The following is a 20,003-nucleotide window of genomic DNA, read 5'->3' as shown; positions in this document are numbered from 1 at the left end:
AAGCTTCAGCTGTCCCGTTCAGCACTGACCTGGAAGCCACGGGCCGCTTCGCCCAGCGCCGCCACGCAGGCCATCTGCAGGGCAGAATTGCTGAACGCCTGCTGGTAGATCTGCTCGAGCAGTTCCGCGGCCTTGGGACCACCGGCACGCCCGAGCGCGCGCACGGCCTCAAGCTGCTTGTTCGAGCCGACGCCGGCGGAAAGAAAGATCTGATGGATGCGCTCGACGACGTCGTTCCGGCAGTTCATGGAAGGCAGCTCCTTGTCAGTATCCGCTCACGCTAGTTGGTCGGTGCCGGCCTGCCCATGGGAAAAGTTTGAAGCGTTACGCGCCATCTCGGCAGCACCGCTTCCGCTTCGGCTGCCAGGGAGCGGGGATGTTCTGGTCAGGAAAAGCCCGTAGTACCTGCACACAGTCACCATCAGGGACACCTGCTGGGCGCCGAGGCCCGGGGCCGGCGCGCTCGCGGCGTAGTAAGGCACCCGCGGGAATGGCTGACGTAGCGCTGCAGGCCGAACGCCCGCGCCACATGCGCCGCCATCGAATCCCGGCTGGACTCAGACGCTTGATCAGCGGGCACTGTGGCAATGTTCGGGCACCGCAGGCCCGAACAGTCTGTCCGCACCTCTGTTGGAGATATCCACCGCATGCCGGGCCCTCTCACGCATATCCGACTGGTACTGCGCCAGCGCACTCGGAATGGAGAGCGCGCCACTATCGGCTTTCAGCATCAGCTCGGCCAGAGCGGCCGCGTCGGCGAGTGCAGTGTTTGCACCCAACCCACCTGCTGGCGTCATCGCGTGGACAGCATCGCCCAGCAGCGTTGCCGGCCCAACGGGCCATGGCACGTCAGGACGTCCACTGCGGATCGGGAGCATCGCGGTGTCCCCGACCTTGCTCTGCTGCAGGATTTCCCGAAGATCGGGGTGCCAATCATCGGTCGCAGCCACTATCGCCTTGCGGATGTGATCCGGATCCGACCGATGATCCGACGCGACCCCGAAGCGGTGAGCTGGCCCGATCAGGCACCAATAGAGGTAGTCAGGTGTGGGCGTGACGCTGCAGCCGAGGTGAGCGCACGCATGCTCCAGGAAGTGCCGGTCAAACTGCATCTGATCGAAGATGGCGGCGAATCCGTCTGCAAAGACGATAGTGGTTCCTTCGAGACGTGAAGGGTTGCCGCCCAACCGGTCCAGATCTACTTTCCCGTAAATGCAGACTGCGCCGGTATCCACCGGCTGCGCATCCGGCGCCAGCTGGGAGCGGACCCGAGAATTGACACCGTCCGCACCTACCAGCACGTCACATGTCGACGCAGGACCACCGGACCGGAAACGCACTTCGGCCCTGCCATCGCTGGTCAATGCGTAGCGATCGAATGCGCGATCGAAATGGACACGGTCTTCGATCCCGCACATCAGGATCTCGCGCAGGGTGCGTCGATTGACGCTTACGTCCCCGCCCTCCTGTGCGCCATCGTCCTTGCTGTCGGCCGAGCGCCAGCTATCGGGCTTGCGGCCCGGGGCAGGCAGCAAACCTGGCGTGAGAAAGCGGCCTGATGTCGCCGTTGTCGAAACGGTTCCGCGGAAGAGATCGTACAGTTCTGGAGGGAGCGTTCGCGCGAGGGCCCGTTGACCTTCGGCGTCGATCCGGATGCGATAGCCCTGTGGCCGCGAGTTGAGCGTCTTGTCTGCCTCGAACACGTCGAATGCAACCCCGCCGCACTTCAGCGCCTGCGCCAGCGCCAGCCCCCCCAGACCGGCGCCGATGATGCTCACATGGATTCTGCTCACGGATTCTCCTGATAGTGGCCCCTCGGTTGCAGCTCGATGCCAGAGCCACGAGGTGATGGCTGAAGGGTTGCACGCGCGCCGCATAGCCAAGTAACGTCATTCGGACCACAAATAGTGAAATGCGGCCAGCATGAGCAATGACGCTACACGCGGCACGGAAGACTTCAGTGAGATGCCTGACGGCCCGCTTCTTGTTGGTCTCAGGGGAGACGACAGCCCGGCGCATGAGTTCCGGCTGGGGACGCGCGAATACGACTGGCACCAGCATGTGCGTGGCCAGTTGTTCTGTGTTGAAACCGGGTTGATCCAGGTCAATACACCGCGGGGCTCCTGGCTTCTTCCTCCCTATCGCGCAGGGTGGATACCACCCGGTGTGCGTCATGAGGTTCGCGTGAGTGGCGCGCTGAGTGGCTGGACATTGCTGATGGCGCCCTCGTTCTGCAGCAACCTCCCTGCAACACCCTGCGTTGTCGCAATCAGTGACGTGCTGCGGGCACTGGCGCAGAGGACCACGGAATGGGACAAGCGCGCTTCGTTGACGCCTGAGCAGGAGCGCATCGCCACAGTCATACAAGACGAAATCCGTCGGGCTCCGCACGAGTCCTTGCATGTGCCGATGCCCAGGGACCCCCGCCTTCTTCGCGTGGCCCGCGCTGTCCTGCGGGATCCGGGAAATTCCCGTACCCTCGAGGCGTGGGCATCGTCCGGGGCAATGTCATCGCGTACCCTGCGCCGCTTGACGCTTGCTGAGACCGGATTGAGTTTCGGCCAGTGGCGGCAACAGGTGAAGCTGATGCACGGTCTGGAGATGCTAGCGCGGGGCGTCCCGGTGGCGGAGATTTCGGATGTTCTTGGCTATTCTTCGCCGAGCAACTTCATTGCGATGTTCCGCAGAGCCTTTGGCGATTCTCCGGCGCGCTACTTCTCCAGCAGAAATCAGCATGGCGCCTTCCGCTGACGGTATACGACCCACTGCATAAACGGGTCGTGCCCGGCATGCAATGGGACCATGCGCTTCAGGAAGAGTGCTGACGTCAGTACCGACGTCACGGCTGCCGACGCTCCAAGGCGTGGTGGGATTGGAGCGGGCGATGGGAATCGAACCCAAACCAACCTAACCGACTGTTCCATAAGAAAATCCCAGGAACATTCGACTAAAAAAACGATACCTCAAACGATACCTTGAAGCCTAACAGGCTTGCAGAAGGGCCAGCAAGCAGCGGGGCAATGCTTCCCACTTGCTCCCACTCGTGGGGATGGCTCGGGTGCGCATTGCCCCGTCGGCAAACCAAGCTCCAGCAAAAGACAAGGCCGCCAAACGGCGGCCTTGTTGATCAACCCTTGGGAGGATTTGGGTCGTTCCCGTAACTGTCCTTGTCCCGGATAAGGCCCTGACGGTCGTGGATCACCACTTCGCTGCGCTGGTTGATAGCGATTTCACGCGCATGCTGCCTTGCCTCTTCCTGGGTCCGGTGGTGAGAGGTATCGCGCGAGTTGCCTTCGCCACGCACCGCCCAGCCATCCGGCCGCTTCACCACGTGCTGATTCTTGCCCATTTCGACCTCGACAATGGTTTTGGGCGACGACCGCCCAGACCCATGATCTTGGGTAAAAATTCCAAAATCAACACCAGATATAGTTAATTCACAAAAAAACACGCCAATTCACTCCGCAGCCGCGGATGTCGCAAACGCGTCTCAATTCACGCCGAGAGGAAAGCCTTCAAAGCTCGCGGGTAAGCCAGACCGAACGGCGTCTCGTGTCGGCAATTTGGGGCGTTTGGCTCAGCGCCTGCGGCAAGGAGCGTCGCACACGTGGCGGCAGGGTCACGCCGTTCCCACGCCTCCAGGAACCTAGTGGCGTGAACGGACGTCCAGGGGCGCCCATCGGCCAGCGCGGCCAGAGCTGCCGCGACGGGTCCGGAAGACCCAAAGTGATCTGAGCGTGCCGCCAAGTGAAGCGGGGTCTGGGCATGGCGATCACGTGCATTCGGGGAAGCACCGGCCAGCAACAGCGCGGACACTGCCTCAACGTTTCCCAGATGGGCGGCGAAGTGAAGCGGTGTCTGACCGTGGCGATCGCGCGGATCAGGAAAGATGGTCGCGGCCAGTGCAGCGTTGAGCGCGGCAACATCGCCCATGACCACGGCCTCGTGTAATGGCGTCCAAGTCATGATTGCCCTGCCCTTCGAGTGGCAGCCCTCGCCTCCAAATGGGCGATGCCTTTCTCGCGCAGGGCATTTCGTCGGGTCGGTTGTAGCAACAGCTGCTCGCTCACAACCAACAATCCTCCGACAACTTCTGCCGGATCCCAACTGTCCACCCCGGCAGCGATTACCAGACCACCCAGTTCGATCTTCCGGTGGGCATCGGCACGGCGATCCGCTTCGCGTTGCTTCAGTTCTGCACGCCGGCGCTTGCGTTGCTCTTCGCGCTCGACGAGCAGCAGCTTGGCTTGCTCCTTGGCCAGCGCTCCGACCATCCGCTCCAACTTCAGTTTCTGCTTTTCAACGTTTCCCACAGCACGCGTGCTCTTGCTTCGTTGATCCATGCAACCAGAAATGGCGCGAAGCGCAAGGGGAGCCTGCCCCATCGTGGATGCGAGCGGTTAGCGAGCATCGTTTTTGCTCTTGGCTAAAAAGTTGACAGTTCTGACGTGCATGTAACCCTGAGAAGGGGGCCCGGCGAGCGACAGCGAGCGGCCCGGTTCTATGCAGTTGGCAGGGGGCGATTTCGCCCCCAACAACCCAGCAATAGCGCACTTATGGTCTTGCTTCGCAAAACCGTGCGGTCAGGGCTTCGCCCCGACACTCGAACGCCACGCCTTGCGCGTCGCCTTCTCCCCAATCCTCGCCCCCAGAGGGGGCTGCGGTGCATCGGAGCTTTGGGCAGTGGCGATCTACAGCGTTCAAGTGAAAAGTCTCAGCCGAGGGAAGGGCGACAGCGCGACCGCTGCCGCCGCTTACCGGGCTGGTCTCGACCTGGACGATCCCAGCGGTGCACGCCACAGCTACAGCCGCAAAACCGGCGTGCTTTCCGTGGACATGCTGGCCCCCACTAACGCGCCGGCGTGGGCACTGAATCCGCACCAACTCTGGTCCAAGGTTGAAGAACACGAGACACGGAAGAACGCGCGTGTCGCGCGCGAGGTGCTGATGGCCCTGCCCCACGAACTCACGCCCGAACAACGCCGGGCGCTGGCTCGGGACGTCGGCCAACTGTTGGTGGAACGTTACAGCGTGGCTGTGCAGATCGCTCTCCACGCCCCGGACAAGGGAGGCGATGAGCGGAACTACCACGCGCACATTCTCATGACCCCTCGCCAAGTGGGCTCAACCGGGTTTGGCGACAGCGCGGCCAAGGTCCTGGATGAGTTCAAGGCAGGTGCTCAGGAGCTGAAAGCACTGCGGGCCTTGATCGGTGAGCGCATCAACGATGCCCTGAGCGCTGCCTGCCTATCAGCACGCGTGGACCACCGCAGCCTGCGCGACCAGCAAGGCAGCGCCATCGAAGCGGGCGATTTCTGCGCCGCCGCCAAGCTGGACCGCCAGCCCTCCAGGCACGAAGGCAAGGCGGTCACCCAAGCCCGCCGAAGGGGAGAGCGCCTCCCTCGAGCAAAACGCAACGATCGCTTGAAGACGGTGGGGGAGCGGCGATTCAACCAGCACTCCCGTCGCTTCGAGGAAATCAAAGCCAAGGCCGCTGCCGAAGGCCGATTGGCAACCGTGGACGAACAAGCCCTGCATGCCCGCGCCCTGGTAGAACGCCGCAAAGCAGGGGCTCAGCGGTTGCAGGCTGCAACCGACGCCCTTCTCGTTCCCACCCCACCCAAAGCCAAGACGGGCGTTCCGGCACGTGAGGTCCGTCCCGCTTCCCTCCAACCCGGATCCTCAGTGCCCAAAAGGATCACTCGGGTGATCGGTCACCGGGGGAAAGAGGCAGCGGCCAAACTGCCTCCGCAAGTCCACACCCGGGTCACCGGTAATGGAACGAGGGAAAGCGAACAAGCGGCCCACCTGGCCAACCTATGGCTGGCTCAGGTGGAAAAAGACGTGGCCGATCTGATCCGGCGTGCCCTGGCTTGGGCTCAGAACCATGCCGCCCCCCTGCCTCGTTCGTTAGCCAGGGACTACCTCTCTGCTGAGGGAGAAGCCCAGTTGGCCGTCGTCGTACGAAACCAAGCGGCGGCTGACCTCAAGCACGCCCGACGGGCCCGGCACGATGCCCGCTACTACCGCGATCAAGGCGAAGCGGGGTTGAAGGGCAAAGACAAGCTCGCCCAGCGCTTGGGCTGGACGCCCAGGACCCTGCGGGACCTGCAAGACGCGGTGAAACTGACTGAAGAGCAAGTAATCCACGCCAAACAGGCCGAGCACTTGGCCGTCAGCACCCAGGACAAGACCACCCGAGAAGCCGAGCGCCAACGCCAACGCCTCCTGCAGGCGTTCCACAAGGCCCATCCCACCGAGGACTTCCGGTTCCCAGAGCAGTGGCCGCCTATGGCGCCATCGCCCACGACTGAGCAATCACCAAGCAAGCAGCCTGGGGCGGGCACCGGCATTCTGCCTCCGCGGCTGGAGCCCCCGCGCATTCGACGGCAAGGCCCACGCTAAGAACGCGGGCCGCCCACCGTTCAGGGGGATGCGTTATCGCCGGTGTATCCCTTGATGAGGCCCAACACCTCTTTTTGCCGCTCTACGGGCAGTCGGGCCACCAACAAGATGACTTCCGCCAACACATCCGAGCTCGCGTGGAAGTAGGCCGGCGGCACGCCGAGCGCCTTGCTTAGGGCTTCCAGGGTTTCGCCGTCGGGTTCTCGCTCCCCACGTTCGTAGCGGGACAGGCGTGACGAAGCCGATTTCTCACTCATGCCGATCAACGCCCCCAGTTCGACCTGCGACAACCCGGCGGCCTGACGCGCTGCACGGAGGCGAAGGCCGAAGACAGAGATTGCGGGCAACGGAGCGGGCATGGGGGACGGGCAATGGATCAGCTCCTTAGTCTGCACGGACTGGCATGATAAGGCACGCATCTGCCAAAATGGCAGATGCCACCATCCGGTGGACAGCCAAGGAATTGATCATGAAGACCGTTTGCACCGTGCTTGTATCGGTGGTTGCTGCTGTGAGCCTTTCTGGATGCAGCAGCAATCAGCCTTCCATCGAAGAAGCCCAGGCCGCCATCGGGGCCACTTTCACTCAGGTCTCCAGCGGATCGATGACGGTGACCGGTTACCGGGACTTCACGCTTTCAAACTGCCGAAATGCCGCCCCCTCCGATGGCGTCATCTGTGACCTTGGCGGAGAGGTGGTCCTCAATGTGTCAGGCGCCGAACTGGTGCGCCCCATCGTGGAGCCCGTTCGGTTCTCCAAGGCCAACGGCACCTGGACGGCACACAGGCCCTGATCGATGAACTCCTACGCGAACGTGGGCTGTGCGTCGGTTCTTCTCGGGGGAGCCGGCCTCGTCTTCATCGGTGGCGGCTTGGAGATGCTCCAGAACGGAATCTCTTTGGGTTGGCTGGCGGTCTTGGGAGGCATTGGCACCTGGCTGGTGCTGGCCTTCCTCTTCTGGATCACCCATCGGGCCAACCGACGACGGGCGTGGATCAACCGCCAGCCTTTTCCCCATTACGCAGAACAGGGTCTCCCTCGCGGGGGCTTCTGGCGGGGCTTCCTTTGGACTTGGGCTGCGGTCATCGCGGCCCAAGTGCTAGTGTTTTTAGTCGCTGGCTTTGCCGATGTGCTTCCCAATCCCACGCAAGTCCGGGGCCTGGCAGCGGTGGTAGGGCTGTTGCTGTTGCCCGTTCACGTGGCTTTTCCTGTTCTAGGCGGGTGCGCCTACCGTGTTGTTCGCTCGACCAGAATTCCGAGGGCGGGAAGAACTAGCCCTAAACACTGATGGCCCGCGCAAAGGTCCGACCTTCCACTGAGGCCACGGAAGCTAAATCAATAACTTTCTGGAGTGCGTCCGCATGCACTACGTTCCCCAAATTCATCATCGACGGAACCACTGGAACTATTGCCGTCGCCGTAGGGATGTCCCGTTGAACGAGCGTGCCCTCGTTGGTAAAGAGCGGTCCTGAGGCCAATACGCCGAGCAACTGAGCGCGCGTTCCAGGCGTGTATGAATTATCTTTTGTTCTGAACATTATGTCTTCGAAAAGAAAAACAGGCGACCCGCTCGACCCGGGAAAGCAGGCTGCATCAATAACAAATTCTTGCCTTCCATTCCATTTCAAAAATGGATGTGACGCCGTGCTTCCTCGTCTCGCCAGCGGGCGATTGTTATGTTCATCCCAAAGTCCGTTAGGGTAGCCAATCATCATAATGGGCTCGATTGCGCGGACGTTTTTCCTTTCATCATGTGGGACAAGGAAATTCTTGTGCAGGAACGTATTCCTAATGAATAACCCACTGTTCTGTACGGCCTCGAAGACATCGCCGACATAAAATGCACACAGATCGACGCCCGCATCTGGGTGGAACACTATTCGTTGCTGGCAGTTTGGAATGAGGAATGTCCGGTGCACATCGCCCGGCGCAACCACCAGCTCGCTAACATCGTCCGATGAACTACGGGTTGTCACAGTTATACGGATCTCGTTGTGCCCGTTTACGACATGCTTATTCGTGAAAATTAGGGGGAAGTTCCCTTTCCCTTCCGGCGTATCAATTTCGACTAGATAGAAGAATCCGGTGCCCACCGACACTGACACACCGTTGCTCCCACACAGTAGCCGGACCGTCGACATAGAGATGTAGGTTGCTGGGTTCACACGTCCTCCTTGGATACAAAGACACCCTTGGCTTGACAACGGCCAAGGGTGCCATAGTTTGAATTCATGGCCCCCGAGCTTGACCGGCGCGGAGGCGAGCAAGGTAGAAGGCAGCTACACAAGCCCAGGCAATGGCCCCTTGAGGTCAGCGTAACAAGCCTCGGCCATCTGGCAAGCCCTCCCTCTCGCTCTCCCTTCGCTCCCGCTTGGACGGCCTGCGTGATCAGCACTAGGCGGGGGTGGTTCGTAGCCATCAAACGGTTCTGCTGGTCAGCCCATCATTGGGCAAACGCGCGGCAACTGGGGACTGGGGGCTTAACGGTGCAGGGCACCCCCGCAACCCGGGCACGCGTGGAGACGTGTGCGAACGCTGGCTCAGCCGCAGCCCGATAGAGACGCCCAGCAACCAACCGTTGGGCGGCGTGGACCGGGGGCAGATGGGGCGACCCATGAGAACCACGCTGGGCCGTTGGGGTCGCATTCCCACCGGCACACCTGCAGCCGCAAGGCACCTCAAGCGCAGGCCGCCAATCTCCTTTTCGACACCCAGCCGAGGGTGGGGGCCCGTGTGCCCGCGTCCCCGGAAAACCGGACCGGTTTTTCCTAACAGGGAAAAGCGAGACGGTGAGCAAGAAGCCCGAGGGCGGGCCCGCCGACAGGCGGGACGCACTCGGCGGCGGGGGGCTCGGGGGGCGCGCCGCCGCGCCCCCCGCTCGGTTCAGGGCCGCCTGGAAGGAAAAGCGGCCAAGGCGGCAAAGGACGGCCAGACCGGCCGCCCCGCAAAGGCCAACCGGGCTGGCAGGTCGGGACAAGCGCGCGGACCTCGCCGCTGGGAGGGCTGCGCCTGGGGTATCCCCAAGCATCGCCCACCGTGTGCCCGCGTCCCCGGAAAACCGGACCAAGCCCTGCCGTCGGCGCGGTCGGCTTCGCCGCCCGCCATCTGGCTCGCTCCCGCTCGCCTTCCCTCCGGGGGTAACGCCCATGGCGGTGCCTCCCGGCACCGCGGGGGCTTGCCAAGCGCGCGTGGGGTGGTAACAACTGGGGATGGACAACGCGACTCAACGTGCTGCCGAACGCGCAGCAAACAAACTCTTGAAAGCCGCTGGCTACGACACGCGCGGAAAGAGCCTGCGCCGAACCATGAAGAAAAAGCGCAAAGCTGCCAATGCAGCCAAGCAAGGGAAGAAGACGGGGAAAATGCGTGGACGTCTGGCACGCCGCGGCGCCTGATTTGCCGCGCAGACGGCCTGCAGGGCTTGCGCGGTGTCGGCGCGGATGGACGCTGATCGAACTGCTGCTGGTACTGGGCGTGCTGGCGGCCCTGCTGGCGGCCCTGTTTGCCGTCTACCCGGCCGTGCGCGCCGAACTGGCCGCCAGGCGCGAAGCCGATTTCATCGCCGCGGTGGTGGCCCGGTATGAGAGCCAGTACAACGGCAGCTACTACGGCGTCGGCAAGGACTGGGATGCGGCCTTGCGCAGAAAGGCCCCTTGGGCGATGAGCCCCGGCAACTGGCACTGGGAGTTGCTGGAAACCGTCGATGCCACCCGGCGGTGCCCCACGCGCCGCTGCCCCAAGCTCTGGGTGCTGTTGCATTACCGACCCGATCCCACCAAAGGCCCGGCCGAGTGCCAAGCCTTGCTGCAGCGGGTCAGCGGCAGGTTCACGATCAACGGTTACCCCGATCTGGACCCGGGCACAGGGGCGTGGCTGTGCGACAAGGGCAAGGGGCCCCTCTTCTTTTCCCTGCGGCCCAAGTAGCCCGGCGGCCCGGGATGGGAAGGCGGGTGGGGCTACCCTCCCAGTTTCCCGGTCACGGAGTAGAGAGGTTCCAGCAGCCACTCGTAGAGCTTGCGACGCTCGCCCATGATATCGGCTTCAAGCTGCATGCCCGGGCGGAGCGTCTCTGTCTTCCCGTATGCCAGCACTCCCTGTTGGTCCAACGAGACCAGAACTCGATACAGGGACTGCTTTGCATCGCTGCCCTCCTGGGCTCCCGTCAACGCGCTGCGGGAGATGCGGATGACCGTTCCTTCGTGGGCGCCGAACTTCTGGTAAGGATAGGCTTGATAGCGCAGGAGAACTCTGTCGCCCGATTTGACGAACCCAATGGCCGAGCTGGGCACCAGCAGTTGTGCCCGAAGCTCGGCCCCCTGGGGGAGCAGGCTGAGAATGGGCTGGCCCGGCTGCACCGCCTGGCCGGCCTCGACGAGTCGATTTGCTACCAGTCCAGTTACTGGTGCGCGAAGCAGCAGCTCCCCGTCGGCCTCCATCCGGACGGTCTCCTGGCTCAATGCAGCCAGATCACGTTCCGAGGCCGCCTTGGCGGAGAGCCTCTGATGGGGAATTTCTGCGAGCCGCTGCTCCAGTTCAGCCAGGTTCCGTCGAATCGAGGTCGCTTGGCGTTGAAGGGCTTGTTGCGCGTTGACCGACTCGAGTATCGATTGCTCTTGTTGGTTGATCTGAACCAGGCTTACGTAGCGCTCATCCTCGACGCTCCGAAATCGGGCGAGGGTCTCGCGACCAATTCGCACCTGCTCGCCGCGGGTGTGGATCTCTGCCTCAATCTGCGAAAGCTCGCGCAGCATCGCCGAGCGTTGGGCCTTGGCTCCCTCCTGCTGTGCCGCGAGCTGCCTGTCCTGGAACTCGCTCATCGCCTCCACGCTGGTCATACGGGAGCGCTGTGCGTCAAGCAACGTGGACACGGCATCCTGTCCTGAGGAGGTGACCCGCGGCACGTTGATCGTCAGCAGCCCGTCCTGGCGCCGGACGTGGTCGCCTTCTTCGACATCCAGTCTCGCAACCACGCCAGCCGACGGAGCGACCACGGTGGAAAGCCCGAGATCAGGCACAAGCTCGCCCATAACCCTGGATCTGCGTGAATACTCGCCCAGGTAGAGGAAGCCGACGATGGCCGAGGCAGCCATCGCTGCGAACACCGCAAGAATCCAGAAACGGAGCGGTTGCGCTAGGGACACTCCACCGAGCCAGCTTCGTCGCTGGGCATCGATGGCTTCCTTGCGGAAGAGGCCGTTCATGCGAGCACCTCCTCAAGGCCGTCCCGTGCGGCTTTCGCGGAGCTTGATGCGTTCTGCACCAACTCGCGCGCTACCGCGCCCGCGTGCATGATCAGCACCCGGTCTGCACTGGCGATGGTCTCTGGCCGATGGGCGATGATCACCCGGGTCAGCTCAAGTTGTCGGACGGCTTCATTCACCAGCCTTTCCCGCTCAACATCCAGATGGCTGGTTGCCTCGTCCAAGAAGAGCAACTGGGGCTTGCGATACAGGGCGCGTGCGAGGATCACCCGCTGCTTCTGACCGCCAGAGAGGGTCGTCCCCATGTCGCCGATCAGGCTGTTGTAGCCCATGGGCATCGCTGCGATGTCGTCATGCACGGCGGCCAACTCTGCGGCTTCACGCACCCTGGCTTCATCGTGGTGATCGTCTTCGAAGGCGATGTTCTCGCTGACACTTCCCGCGAAGAGCTGGTCATCCTGCATCACCGCGCCGATCATGCGGCGATACTCACTTACGCTGATCTTTGACAGAGGCACGCCTCCGATGCGGATCTCACCTTCCGTTGGCTGGAGAAGGCCAAGGAGAATCTTGATCAGCGTGGTCTTTCCGCAGCCAGATGGACCGATGATGGCGACTGACTCACCAGGATCCACTACAAAACTACAGTTCCTCAGCACCCAGGGCTCTCCGGGGGCGTAGCGGAATCCAAGCCCTTCGACCTCAATTCGGATGCCGTCCGGCAGCAGGTCACTTGCGTTTGAAGGGGGGGACTCTGGTTCGGCAAGAACAATGTCGGAGAGCCGCTCGCCATGCAGGCGGAGCATGCGGAACTCCACCCACTTGTCGATCAAGGTTCCTATCCTCTGTGAAAACTGGTCCTTGTAGGCGAGGTAGGCAATCAGCATACCGACGGAGAAGACGTTCTCCATCGCCAGCAGTGCTCCCAGCCAAATTACCGCAATGCGCTCCAGTCCAAACAGCAACTGATTGGCCCCGCCGAAGCTCAGCCCAAACTTTGCTAGCCAAATGTCGTGATTGACCGTTTCATTCATGAGATTGAAGTAGCCGGCTTGGCGAACGGAATCCCGACCGGCAACTTTCACCGACTGAACTCCACGAATGGACTCGAGCAGGTGGCTCTCCTGCCGTGCCCCTGCGATCAACTGTTTTTCTGTTCCTCTTCGGAAAGGCGCAAAGGCACAAGCACGCGCGATTGCATACAGAGCAACTGCAAGCAATGTGACCAGCGCCAACTTCCAGTTGTAGAGCAGCATCATTCCCAGCGTCACCACCGCCATGAGGCCATCAACGAACGCTTCGACGAAACTGGTTGTCAGCGTTCGTTGTATGGCCTGGACGCTCGACATCCGTGAGGTGACATCACCCAGATGGCGCTTCTCAAAGAAGTCCAGGGGCAAACGCAACAGGTGCCGGAAGACGTTGCCGGTCCATTGCAGATTGAGCCGATTTGATAGGTAGATGACTGCTCGGCCTCGGATCTGCCCAATACAGACCTGCAGCAGCAGTGCCAGGGCAAACCCGGTGCCCAGCACGGTCAGCAAGTCCTTGTCATGGGCAATGAGGGCTTGATCCACGGTCCATTGCATGAAGAATGGCGCTATCAGGACGAACACCTGAAGAGCAACGGACAGAAGCAGCAGCAGGGCAAGCGCTTTCCAAAGCCCATCGATCTTTCCTGTCAGCTGCGCGAGCGAGACGGCCGGTGGGCGAGGAGTAGCCCGGAACTCCGCAGTTGGATGCAACTCCAGCGCAATTCCGGTGAAGTGGCGCGAGACCTCATCCAGAGAAAGCCTGCGTTTGCCAAAGGCCGGATCCAGAACGGTCACGCCATTGCGACGGACCTTGCTGATCACAACGAAGTGGTTGAGGTCCCAGTGCGCAATGCAGGGCAGTTGAAGTTGGCTCAGGTGCTCCAAGTCCAAGCGCAGGGGGCGGCAGCGAAAGCCGAGCGCGCCTCCAGTTTCAATGATCTGAGCAAGCGTCGCGCCTTTAAGCGAAAGGGCATGGCGACGACGGAGTTCCCGCAGTCCAATGTTGTTGCCATGATGCGACGCAACCATGGCCAGGCATGCAAGGCCGCACTCCGCTGCCTCGGATTGAATCACGGCGTCAATAAGATCACATCTCTCTATCGATAGAAATGGCGAATTGAACAGGGTAGTTGCTGAAAGCTCTGCAGAATTGCGCGTAATGCGAGAAGGGCGGGGTAGAACACCCCGCCCCTTTAATCGTGAATTCAAACTATTGAGACTGTTCCGATCGCTTATCAGAATTTTCTTGCTTTGCGAGGTATTTCCCGCCGTGGTAGCCAGCCACAAAAAAAGCAAAGGCTGCTACAAGAGCGAAAGCAAGGATATTTGCGTCACTGTGCTTGGTCATTTGAATCAAAGGCTCCTCCGGGTTGACATTCGTGCTTGCCTGCGCGAGTCGCTGGCTTGAACGCACGGCGCTGCATGGGAAGGTCCGCTGGTGTTCACGACTGAATTCCGTAGTCCCTGAGCGTCGGGTAGAATATGACCCACTGCGTTATTGTGAGATTTATTGTGCCGTGGACTGTCGCCAGCTGGGTTGTGCTCAGGTTGAATGGATAGGCCAAAATGCATAGCAGTATCGAAAATAGGAATGACGAGATAACGGCGTCGACGTGAACCGCAGCAAATGCCGCGCTAACCACGATGGCTCCCAATACGCGCCCGAAGTAGTGAGATACGCCATCAAAGAGCAGGTGTCTCACTACCTTCTCCTCGAAAAGAGGTCCGATGATGCAGGTCGAAATCAAGCCAAGAACATAGAAATTGATTGGAATTTCGCTAAAGGGGATGAATTTTGTGTGCGGTATTGCAGGGATTCCAACGACGTAAACCCAAATCGCGCCTCCAGCGATCCCAATGGCAACCAAGGCAGCGCCAAGCCGGAAAGTCCACTCTCTCCTGGGCTCATTGGGAAGTAGCCAGACACAAACCGCGAAGGCGAGAAGTTCGACGATCGCTCTTGATCCAAAAACGTCGAAGTATTTCAGAACTCCAAGTGCCGCACCGGCGCCCACAGTTGAAATTGCAGCTACGAATATCTTGTTCTCCGCTATGGGGCGAGGCCTCCAGTGCGCGATTCTCCTGAGCAAGAACTTTCTCCCGAGGGCCCAGGCCCGGAATTGGGCCTGGGCCTTAGCTAACGCGCCTACATCATCCTGAATTGTGCCTCAGAGGTTCCGCCTCGTATTCACGCTGGCGCCCGATCAGGCATTCTGGATCATTGAGCCATGAGGTGATGGTAGATTAGACCAGCAGCGCCGATTCCACTGAAGGGCGCAACCCTTCCATACATATACGCGGTCTCCATGAAGCTGTGGAGAGTTCCGCTGACGTGGCTTCCTTCGCTCGAACCAATCTGAATGTTGATGCCCTTCGTACCGCCTGACACTTCTGCAAGTTCCAATTGACTAAGATCACGCATATAGCCTCCATTGCGATGCTGTCGGAGTAATGAGAGTTGCGAATTCGCCTCGAGACCAAGCGTGGCGGCATCGAGTTAACCAATATTCTCGATGCGCCGGAGCTTCGTCAGCGACGCGCTGTGGCCTTCGTGGTTCACATTGGTGCACCCAGCAGGCGCTTTCATTCAAGACTGTGACGGCCCTTCCGCACAATCCAACTGAGGCCACTTGAAATGTTATGACATAACAATATATGTTCGCAGACTGTCCGCAGCCGAGGCTGCCTCGGGCCACTGTGTTGCTTGATGCACCTGTGGCTTCGCAGTGGGCCGACCAATGCCTCGTCTGGCCAGCTCCGACGGAAGCCAAACTCTTGCCCTGCTCCTGCCGCCTCAGGCTGGAGCGTGCTCGGGCTTTGCTTTCGCACGCTTTCGCGGAGCACCTTCGGACAGGAGTGCCTTGAGAACCGGTAGGTTCAAGTTGAAGTCCAGTACTGCCAGCCCAGGGGTGTTCGCGCCCGGGCCATGCAGATCTTCTTGGACGGTGAATTCGTGGCTATACGTGGCTTGGTGCTCGTCGTCAGCTCGCTCAACCACCTGGACCCGCAACTCGGACGGTATGCCTGCGCGTCCGAGAGGCTGAACTTCTGCTTTCGAAGTGAGTGGAAACCGCGCCTCATCGGCTTCCACGTCTTCCCGGGCCAACGCCATCCCAACCGCGGCAGTCATGCGGATGTTTTGTTTCTTTTTGCCTCTCGCGCAATTCGCTTGGCTTCCGTAGCGGCCCGTTGCAAGTTCTCCCCAAATTGACCCGGCACATGCGACGGCAGGGTCACCGGCGGATTGAACATCGCCAACGTCTCCACCCGCAGAGGCAAGGTCTCTGGCTGAACTGCCGCTGGCACGGCCAACCCGCTGTTGTCCACGTAGACTTTTCGCAAGACCGATTTGGGCGGTTTGCCATGTCCGGTGATGCGGCCAATGGCCACGTCCCTGGCACTGACCTCCATGCCGGTGGCCAGCAGCGCTCGATCCGTGTGGGTGATGAAGTAATGCCTAAAGGCATGAAATCCCATGCCCTCTTCGGTGACACCTTGCCGCTTGATGTAGGTCGAAAACTGACGTGACAGCTGACGCCCAAAGCCCAGTCCTGTGCTGTTGGGAAGGTCCGGGAAAAGGCGATCTACGCCGCACCCTCGCACCTCATCTACGAAATGGAGGAAACCTGCATCCAACACCGGTTTCGCCAATGGAACGAACCGCAGTGAGCTCGTGTTCTTGACCTTGTTTCCGTCTCCCCGAGTTGTGACCAGGAAGCCGGCAACACCATCCACATGCATCACATCTGCTGCGCGTAGCTGCGCCACTTCGTTCACGCGCGCGCCACTGTACAAACCCAATATCGGCCCCCAGAAGCGGTGCGGATACTTCGAGGCCCAGCGCAAGAAACCTGCTCCGAACACCGCCTTCAGTTCGTCATGCGTGAACGGGCGACCCGTTTCCGGCTCCTCCACTCCCCGACGGTCCGACGGTGAGGCGATGCCCTCCATCGGGTCAAGCTGTAGAAGCCGCTGTTTGCGCAGGTGCGAAATGAACACCCTCAATCTGTCCCAATGCTTGCTGAGCGTCGCACTGGCCGGTGCCTTTTCGCCGTTGCGTTTGGAGAGCGCGAGAACCTCCTGGACACTGAGGTCGCGATACAGCTTGTGCTTGGTTGCGTTTCTGGGCCAATGCTCCACTGCGTCCATGAAGGCCTGCACGTGGTCAGCGTCCAGTGTGGCGACAGGAATGTCTCCAACAAGGCCCAACAGAATTCGCAGGCTGTGCCGACTTTCGATGATGGTCTTCGGCGCCAGCTTTCCCAAGCTGGCCAGATGCTTGTCGATGCAGGCGGAGAGCAGTGGTCCTGACGGGACCGTAGCCGACTTGGGCACCTGAGGCAGGTAGCCAGACACCGCAGCAGCCAGCGGATCCTTCTCCGCCACCTGCCCCATCAGCCGCTCCAGCATCTCCACGTCCTGGAGTGTTTCCAGCTGAGCCTCAGCAACATGTGTTCCGTTGCGCAGGGTCATGCCTTTGATGATCAGGTCCCTGCGCCCAGCAGCACGCGCCGCTTCCAGTGCTTTCTTCAGATCCACCGCGTCCCCCTGGCGTATCGCTTCGAATGCCTGAGAGAGTGCCACGCCCATGCAGGCGGCCACCAGCCGTGCCCTATCGCCGGCAGGCTCATGGAGAGGACGAACGAGGAAGCGCGAACCGATGGCGGCACGCAAATCGATGGGCACAAGAAAGCGGGCGTATAGCCCACTGGGACGAGAAAGAAGCAGCGGCTTGGGCAAAAACGATACCTCAAACGATACCTAAACAGGTCGTTTGAGCATTCGTTTTTCTGCCAGTTCACCCGTGCGCTATCAACAACTTAGGCGCAGATCGCGTGACAAATGGAGCGGGCGATGGGAATCGAACCCACGTCAGTAGCTTGGGAAGCTACAGCTCTACCATTGAGCTACGCCCGCAGCGCGGATGAAAGTCTATGCGGAGGGACCGGTACAGCGCAATGGTGGCCACCGTATCCGCGAGGGGGCAGAGCCCTTTCCTCGCGGAAAGGGCTCCGACCCCGGCGATTGCTGCTTAGAACGTGCCGCTGAAGTTGGCGAACAGGGTGGCGTCCTGCGCACGCTTCTGGCCGGTCGACGCGCTCAGGCCGAAGTTGCTCTGCAGGCCGAACAGTTCGGTGCGGGCACCCAGCACGACGGTGGCGTAGTTCTTGTCGAACTTCAGGCCCGGCACGCGGTAGCTGCCCAGTTCCGGCAGGGTCTGCAGCCAGGCGCTGGCCTGCTTGGTGTCCTCGAACTCGTGGTCGTAGGTCACCTGCGCGTACGGCTTGAGGGTGCCGCCATCGAAGCGGGCCTGCCAGCCGATGCGGCCGACGGTCGAATCGACATTCTGGCGGTCGTAGCCCAGTGCGGTTGCCAGCGTGCCGGCCGCGGCGCTCTCGGTGTAACCGTCGATCTTCACCTTCTGCCAGATCACCGAAGCGATCGGGCCGTGACGGAAGCCGCCTTCCGTGCCGAACTCGTAACCGGCGTTCAGGGCGGCGGTCAGGTTGCTGCCGTCCGGCGAACCACCATGCTCACGGGTGGCCGGGCCCAGCTGGACCTTGCGGTTCACGTCATAGGACAGCCAGGTGTAGCTGACCTGACCGTTCACCCAGATGCGGTCGCCGTACCAGCCAGCGAACAGACCGGCCGAGGTGTCCTTCTGGGTGAAGTCGCCGCGGTTGTTGCCGAAGTCGGCGTTGAGGCGACCGAAACCGGCGAAGCCGCCGAACACCATGCCGTCGCGTGCCCAGTCGATACCGAACAGGCCGGCCGGGGCCAGCCCGTCGTACAGGTCGGCGTGGTCGTAGCGCTGCAGGTCACCCCGCACGCCTCCCCACCAGGACAGGCCGTCAGCCGGACGGCCGCCCAGGTGCATGCTGACCTGGTCGGCGCGCGAGCGGCCGATGGTCTGCGCCGAGTGACTCAGCACCTGCTGCAGGCGCGGCGCTTCCAGCACCGACACGGCGTACTGGCCCAGCAGCTGATGGCCGGCGGTGGTCGGGTGCACGCCATCGGCGAACAGGTAGGTGTTGGCCGCATCCGGGCTGACGTAGCTGGTCGGGTTGCAGGTCAGGATGCTCTGCGTCGAGTTGGCCGGATCGATCTTGCAGGCGGTGCTGGTGACGTTGGTGAAACCGTACATGCCCGGGTTGGCGGTCACTTCACGCAGGATGCTGAAGGTATCGAGCGGAATGAACTCGATGCCCGCCTGCTTCAGGCCACCGTACAGGGCCTTGTTGTAGCCGGCCGACAGTGCGGTGGCGGCGGCGGCATTGGGGCCGCGGAACTGTGGGGTGATGCCCACATCCGGCAGGTTCGGTACCAGCACGTACTGGGCGCCGGCCTGCTTCAGCGCACCCACCAGCGCGATCTGGTCGGTGACCGCTGCGCCGATGATGCCCTGCACCTGGGCCTGCGACGCGCCACCTGCCGCCGCGCGGGTGGCCGCGAACAGATCATTGGCGCCTCCCCATACGGTGTACAGGGCGTTGCCGTCAGCCTTGCCACCGTTCGCGGCAAGGTAGCGGGTTGCTTGCGACTTCAGCGACGGAATCACGCCCAGGCCACCGGCCTCGTCCACCGACACGCGGGCACCGCCGACTGCATAGTTGTCACCGCTCTGGCCGTTGCCGTTGGCGGCGCCATTGAGGCCATAGTAGTTGGCGACCTGCTGCGACCACACCCAACCCGGGTTGGTGGTGAACTGGCCGGTCACCGGACGCACATCGGCCGGCAGCAGCGGGCGGAAATAGCCGGCATCGGTCAGGCTGTCGCCGAAGAACACGGCCTTGGAATACGGGGATTCGCCTGCCATGGCCGGAACCGCGGCCAGCGCGATCGCGGCCGCCATCAGGGAGCGGATCGGGCGTTTGCTGAGCAGCATGTAAGAAACTCCTGTGGGGATATCGTTGAGGACCCGGCGGACGTACGCCGGCGCACGGTGAATGGTTTCACTGCGCCGCGTTTTGCTCACGCTGCGCCGCCGCATGGATTGTCGCCCGGCAGCGTCGGACAACGCTGTGCCGGGGCTGGCGGCCGAGGCAATTTGCAAGGGTTCCGATCCGCGCAGGCCGTAGGCGACAATGCGGCGATGAACATCCAGCTCAACGGCGAACCCCGTACCCTGCCCGCCTCGGCGACCCTCCACGATCTGCTGCAGGCCGAGCAGTTGCTGCAACGCCGGGTCGCGGTCGAGGTCAACGGCGAGATCGTCAGCCGCAGCCGCCATGGCGAGCACGTCCTGGCCGAGGGCGACGTGGTGGAGATCGTGCACGCGCTGGGTGGGGGCTGAGGCTGCGCGGGTGTTCAGGGGTCAGATCCCTTTGCCGGTGGCAAAGGGATCTGACCCCACGCTCGACCC

Annotated in this window: 18 protein-coding genes and 1 tRNA gene; 6 read left to right on the top strand and 13 right to left on the bottom strand. The window is 61.7% G+C overall.

What is annotated here, in order from left to right:
* Positions 1-5: 5 nt before the first annotated feature.
* Positions 6-248 carry a hypothetical protein gene (locus AC5P74_RS04025; protein WP_495204802.1) on the bottom strand — a complete coding sequence of 81 codons (243 nt, stop codon included), beginning with the start codon at positions 246-248 and terminating at the stop codon, positions 6-8.
* Between the two features lie 321 nt (positions 249-569).
* Entirely contained in the window at positions 570-1,793 is a 1,224-nt protein-coding gene (locus tag AC5P74_RS04020) for an FAD-dependent oxidoreductase (RefSeq protein WP_346607650.1), read from the bottom strand.
* A 130-nt stretch (positions 1,794-1,923) separates the two neighbouring features.
* Between AC5P74_RS04020 and AC5P74_RS04015 the strand changes: the two genes are divergently transcribed.
* A complete protein-coding gene (locus AC5P74_RS04015) occupies positions 1,924-2,751 on the top strand; it encodes an AraC family transcriptional regulator (protein ID WP_329843343.1) in 828 nt (275 codons plus the stop codon).
* A 376-nt stretch (positions 2,752-3,127) separates the two neighbouring features.
* On the opposite strand, the gene AC5P74_RS04010 is transcribed toward AC5P74_RS04015, so the two are convergent.
* The 3 genes from AC5P74_RS04010 to AC5P74_RS04000 all read right to left on the bottom strand — a co-directional run bounded on the left by AC5P74_RS04010 (position 3,128) and on the right by AC5P74_RS04000 (position 4,343).
* Positions 3,128-3,349: a DUF2188 domain-containing protein gene (locus tag AC5P74_RS04010; RefSeq protein WP_010481480.1), complete on the bottom strand. Its 222-nt coding sequence runs from the start codon at positions 3,347-3,349 to the stop codon at positions 3,128-3,130.
* 146 nt (positions 3,350-3,495) lie between these two features.
* Complete coding sequence (locus tag AC5P74_RS04005; protein WP_126559703.1) at positions 3,496-3,966, bottom strand: ankyrin repeat domain-containing protein; 471 nt, start codon at positions 3,964-3,966, stop codon at positions 3,496-3,498.
* Positions 3,963-4,343: a conjugal transfer protein TraD gene (locus AC5P74_RS04000; protein ID WP_346607651.1), complete on the bottom strand. Its 381-nt coding sequence runs from the start codon at positions 4,341-4,343 to the stop codon at positions 3,963-3,965. Before AC5P74_RS04000 ends, AC5P74_RS04005 begins: the two co-directional genes overlap by 4 nt.
* A 340-nt stretch (positions 4,344-4,683) precedes the next feature.
* Here AC5P74_RS04000 and AC5P74_RS03995 point away from each other — a divergent pair, with 340 nt between their 5' ends.
* Positions 4,684-6,405 (top strand): MobA/MobL family protein, encoded by a 1,722-nt coding sequence (locus AC5P74_RS03995; RefSeq protein WP_346607652.1) that lies wholly within the window; start codon positions 4,684-4,686, stop codon positions 6,403-6,405.
* Between the two features lie 20 nt (positions 6,406-6,425).
* Here the strand turns inward: AC5P74_RS03995 and AC5P74_RS03990 are convergent, their stop codons facing one another.
* Positions 6,426-6,764 (bottom strand): helix-turn-helix domain-containing protein, encoded by a 339-nt coding sequence (locus AC5P74_RS03990; protein WP_126559707.1) that lies wholly within the window; start codon positions 6,762-6,764, stop codon positions 6,426-6,428.
* A 68-nt stretch (positions 6,765-6,832) separates the two neighbouring features.
* Here AC5P74_RS03990 and AC5P74_RS03985 point away from each other — a divergent pair, with 68 nt between their 5' ends.
* Positions 6,833-7,198 carry a hypothetical protein gene (locus tag AC5P74_RS03985; RefSeq protein ID WP_126559709.1) on the top strand — a complete coding sequence of 122 codons (366 nt, stop codon included), beginning with the start codon at positions 6,833-6,835 and terminating at the stop codon, positions 7,196-7,198.
* A gap of 484 nt (positions 7,199-7,682) precedes the next feature.
* Here AC5P74_RS03985 and AC5P74_RS03980 read toward each other — a convergent pair whose 3' ends face one another.
* Complete coding sequence (locus AC5P74_RS03980; protein ID WP_126559711.1) at positions 7,683-8,570, bottom strand: trypsin-like peptidase domain-containing protein; 888 nt, start codon at positions 8,568-8,570, stop codon at positions 7,683-7,685.
* Positions 8,571-9,614: 1,044 nt separating this feature from the next.
* Between AC5P74_RS03980 and AC5P74_RS03975 the strand changes: the two genes are divergently transcribed.
* Both AC5P74_RS03975 and AC5P74_RS03970 read left to right on the top strand, forming a co-directional pair.
* Positions 9,615-9,800, top strand: a complete 186-nt coding sequence (locus AC5P74_RS03975; RefSeq protein ID WP_126559409.1) for a hypothetical protein — start codon at positions 9,615-9,617, stop codon at positions 9,798-9,800.
* The gene (locus AC5P74_RS03970) at positions 9,772-10,329 is read left to right on the top strand and encodes a prepilin-type N-terminal cleavage/methylation domain-containing protein (RefSeq protein ID WP_231298767.1); all 558 of its coding nucleotides are present in this window, start codon (positions 9,772-9,774) and stop codon (positions 10,327-10,329) included. The genes AC5P74_RS03975 and AC5P74_RS03970 overlap by 29 nt, the downstream gene beginning before the upstream one ends.
* A 32-nt stretch (positions 10,330-10,361) precedes the next feature.
* Here the strand turns inward: AC5P74_RS03970 and AC5P74_RS03965 are convergent, their stop codons facing one another.
* The 6 genes from AC5P74_RS03965 to AC5P74_RS03940 all read right to left on the bottom strand — a co-directional run bounded on the left by AC5P74_RS03965 (position 10,362) and on the right by AC5P74_RS03940 (position 19,526).
* Entirely contained in the window at positions 10,362-11,606 is a 1,245-nt protein-coding gene (locus AC5P74_RS03965) for an HlyD family secretion protein (RefSeq protein ID WP_495204799.1), read from the bottom strand.
* Positions 11,603-13,723, bottom strand: coding sequence for a peptidase domain-containing ABC transporter (locus AC5P74_RS03960; protein WP_495204807.1), 2,121 nt, complete (start codon positions 13,721-13,723; stop codon positions 11,603-11,605). The genes AC5P74_RS03965 and AC5P74_RS03960 overlap by 4 nt, the downstream gene beginning before the upstream one ends.
* A 359-nt stretch (positions 13,724-14,082) precedes the next feature.
* Positions 14,083-14,730, bottom strand: a complete 648-nt coding sequence (locus AC5P74_RS03955; RefSeq protein ID WP_346607654.1) for a CPBP family glutamic-type intramembrane protease — start codon at positions 14,728-14,730, stop codon at positions 14,083-14,085.
* Between the two features lie 1,036 nt (positions 14,731-15,766).
* The gene (locus AC5P74_RS03950) at positions 15,767-17,380 is read right to left on the bottom strand and encodes a site-specific integrase (protein WP_231298748.1); all 1,614 of its coding nucleotides are present in this window, start codon (positions 17,378-17,380) and stop codon (positions 15,767-15,769) included.
* A 103-nt stretch (positions 17,381-17,483) separates the two neighbouring features.
* Positions 17,484-17,557: transfer RNA gene (locus AC5P74_RS03945), tRNA-Gly, on the bottom strand.
* Positions 17,558-17,672: 115 nt separating this feature from the next.
* Complete coding sequence (locus tag AC5P74_RS03940) at positions 17,673-19,526, bottom strand: autotransporter domain-containing esterase (protein WP_053501089.1); 1,854 nt, start codon at positions 19,524-19,526, stop codon at positions 17,673-17,675.
* 207 nt (positions 19,527-19,733) lie between these two features.
* Between AC5P74_RS03940 and thiS the strand changes: the two genes are divergently transcribed.
* Positions 19,734-19,934 carry a sulfur carrier protein ThiS gene (thiS, locus tag AC5P74_RS03935; RefSeq protein WP_005418796.1) on the top strand — a complete coding sequence of 67 codons (201 nt, stop codon included), beginning with the start codon at positions 19,734-19,736 and terminating at the stop codon, positions 19,932-19,934.
* Positions 19,935-20,003 lie beyond the last annotated feature (69 nt).

This window comes from Stenotrophomonas sp. YJH_SMC_94-11 (assembly GCF_059370435.1).
Note: the sequence above shows the minus strand (reverse complement) of the source record. Positions and strands in the feature narration are given on the sequence as shown.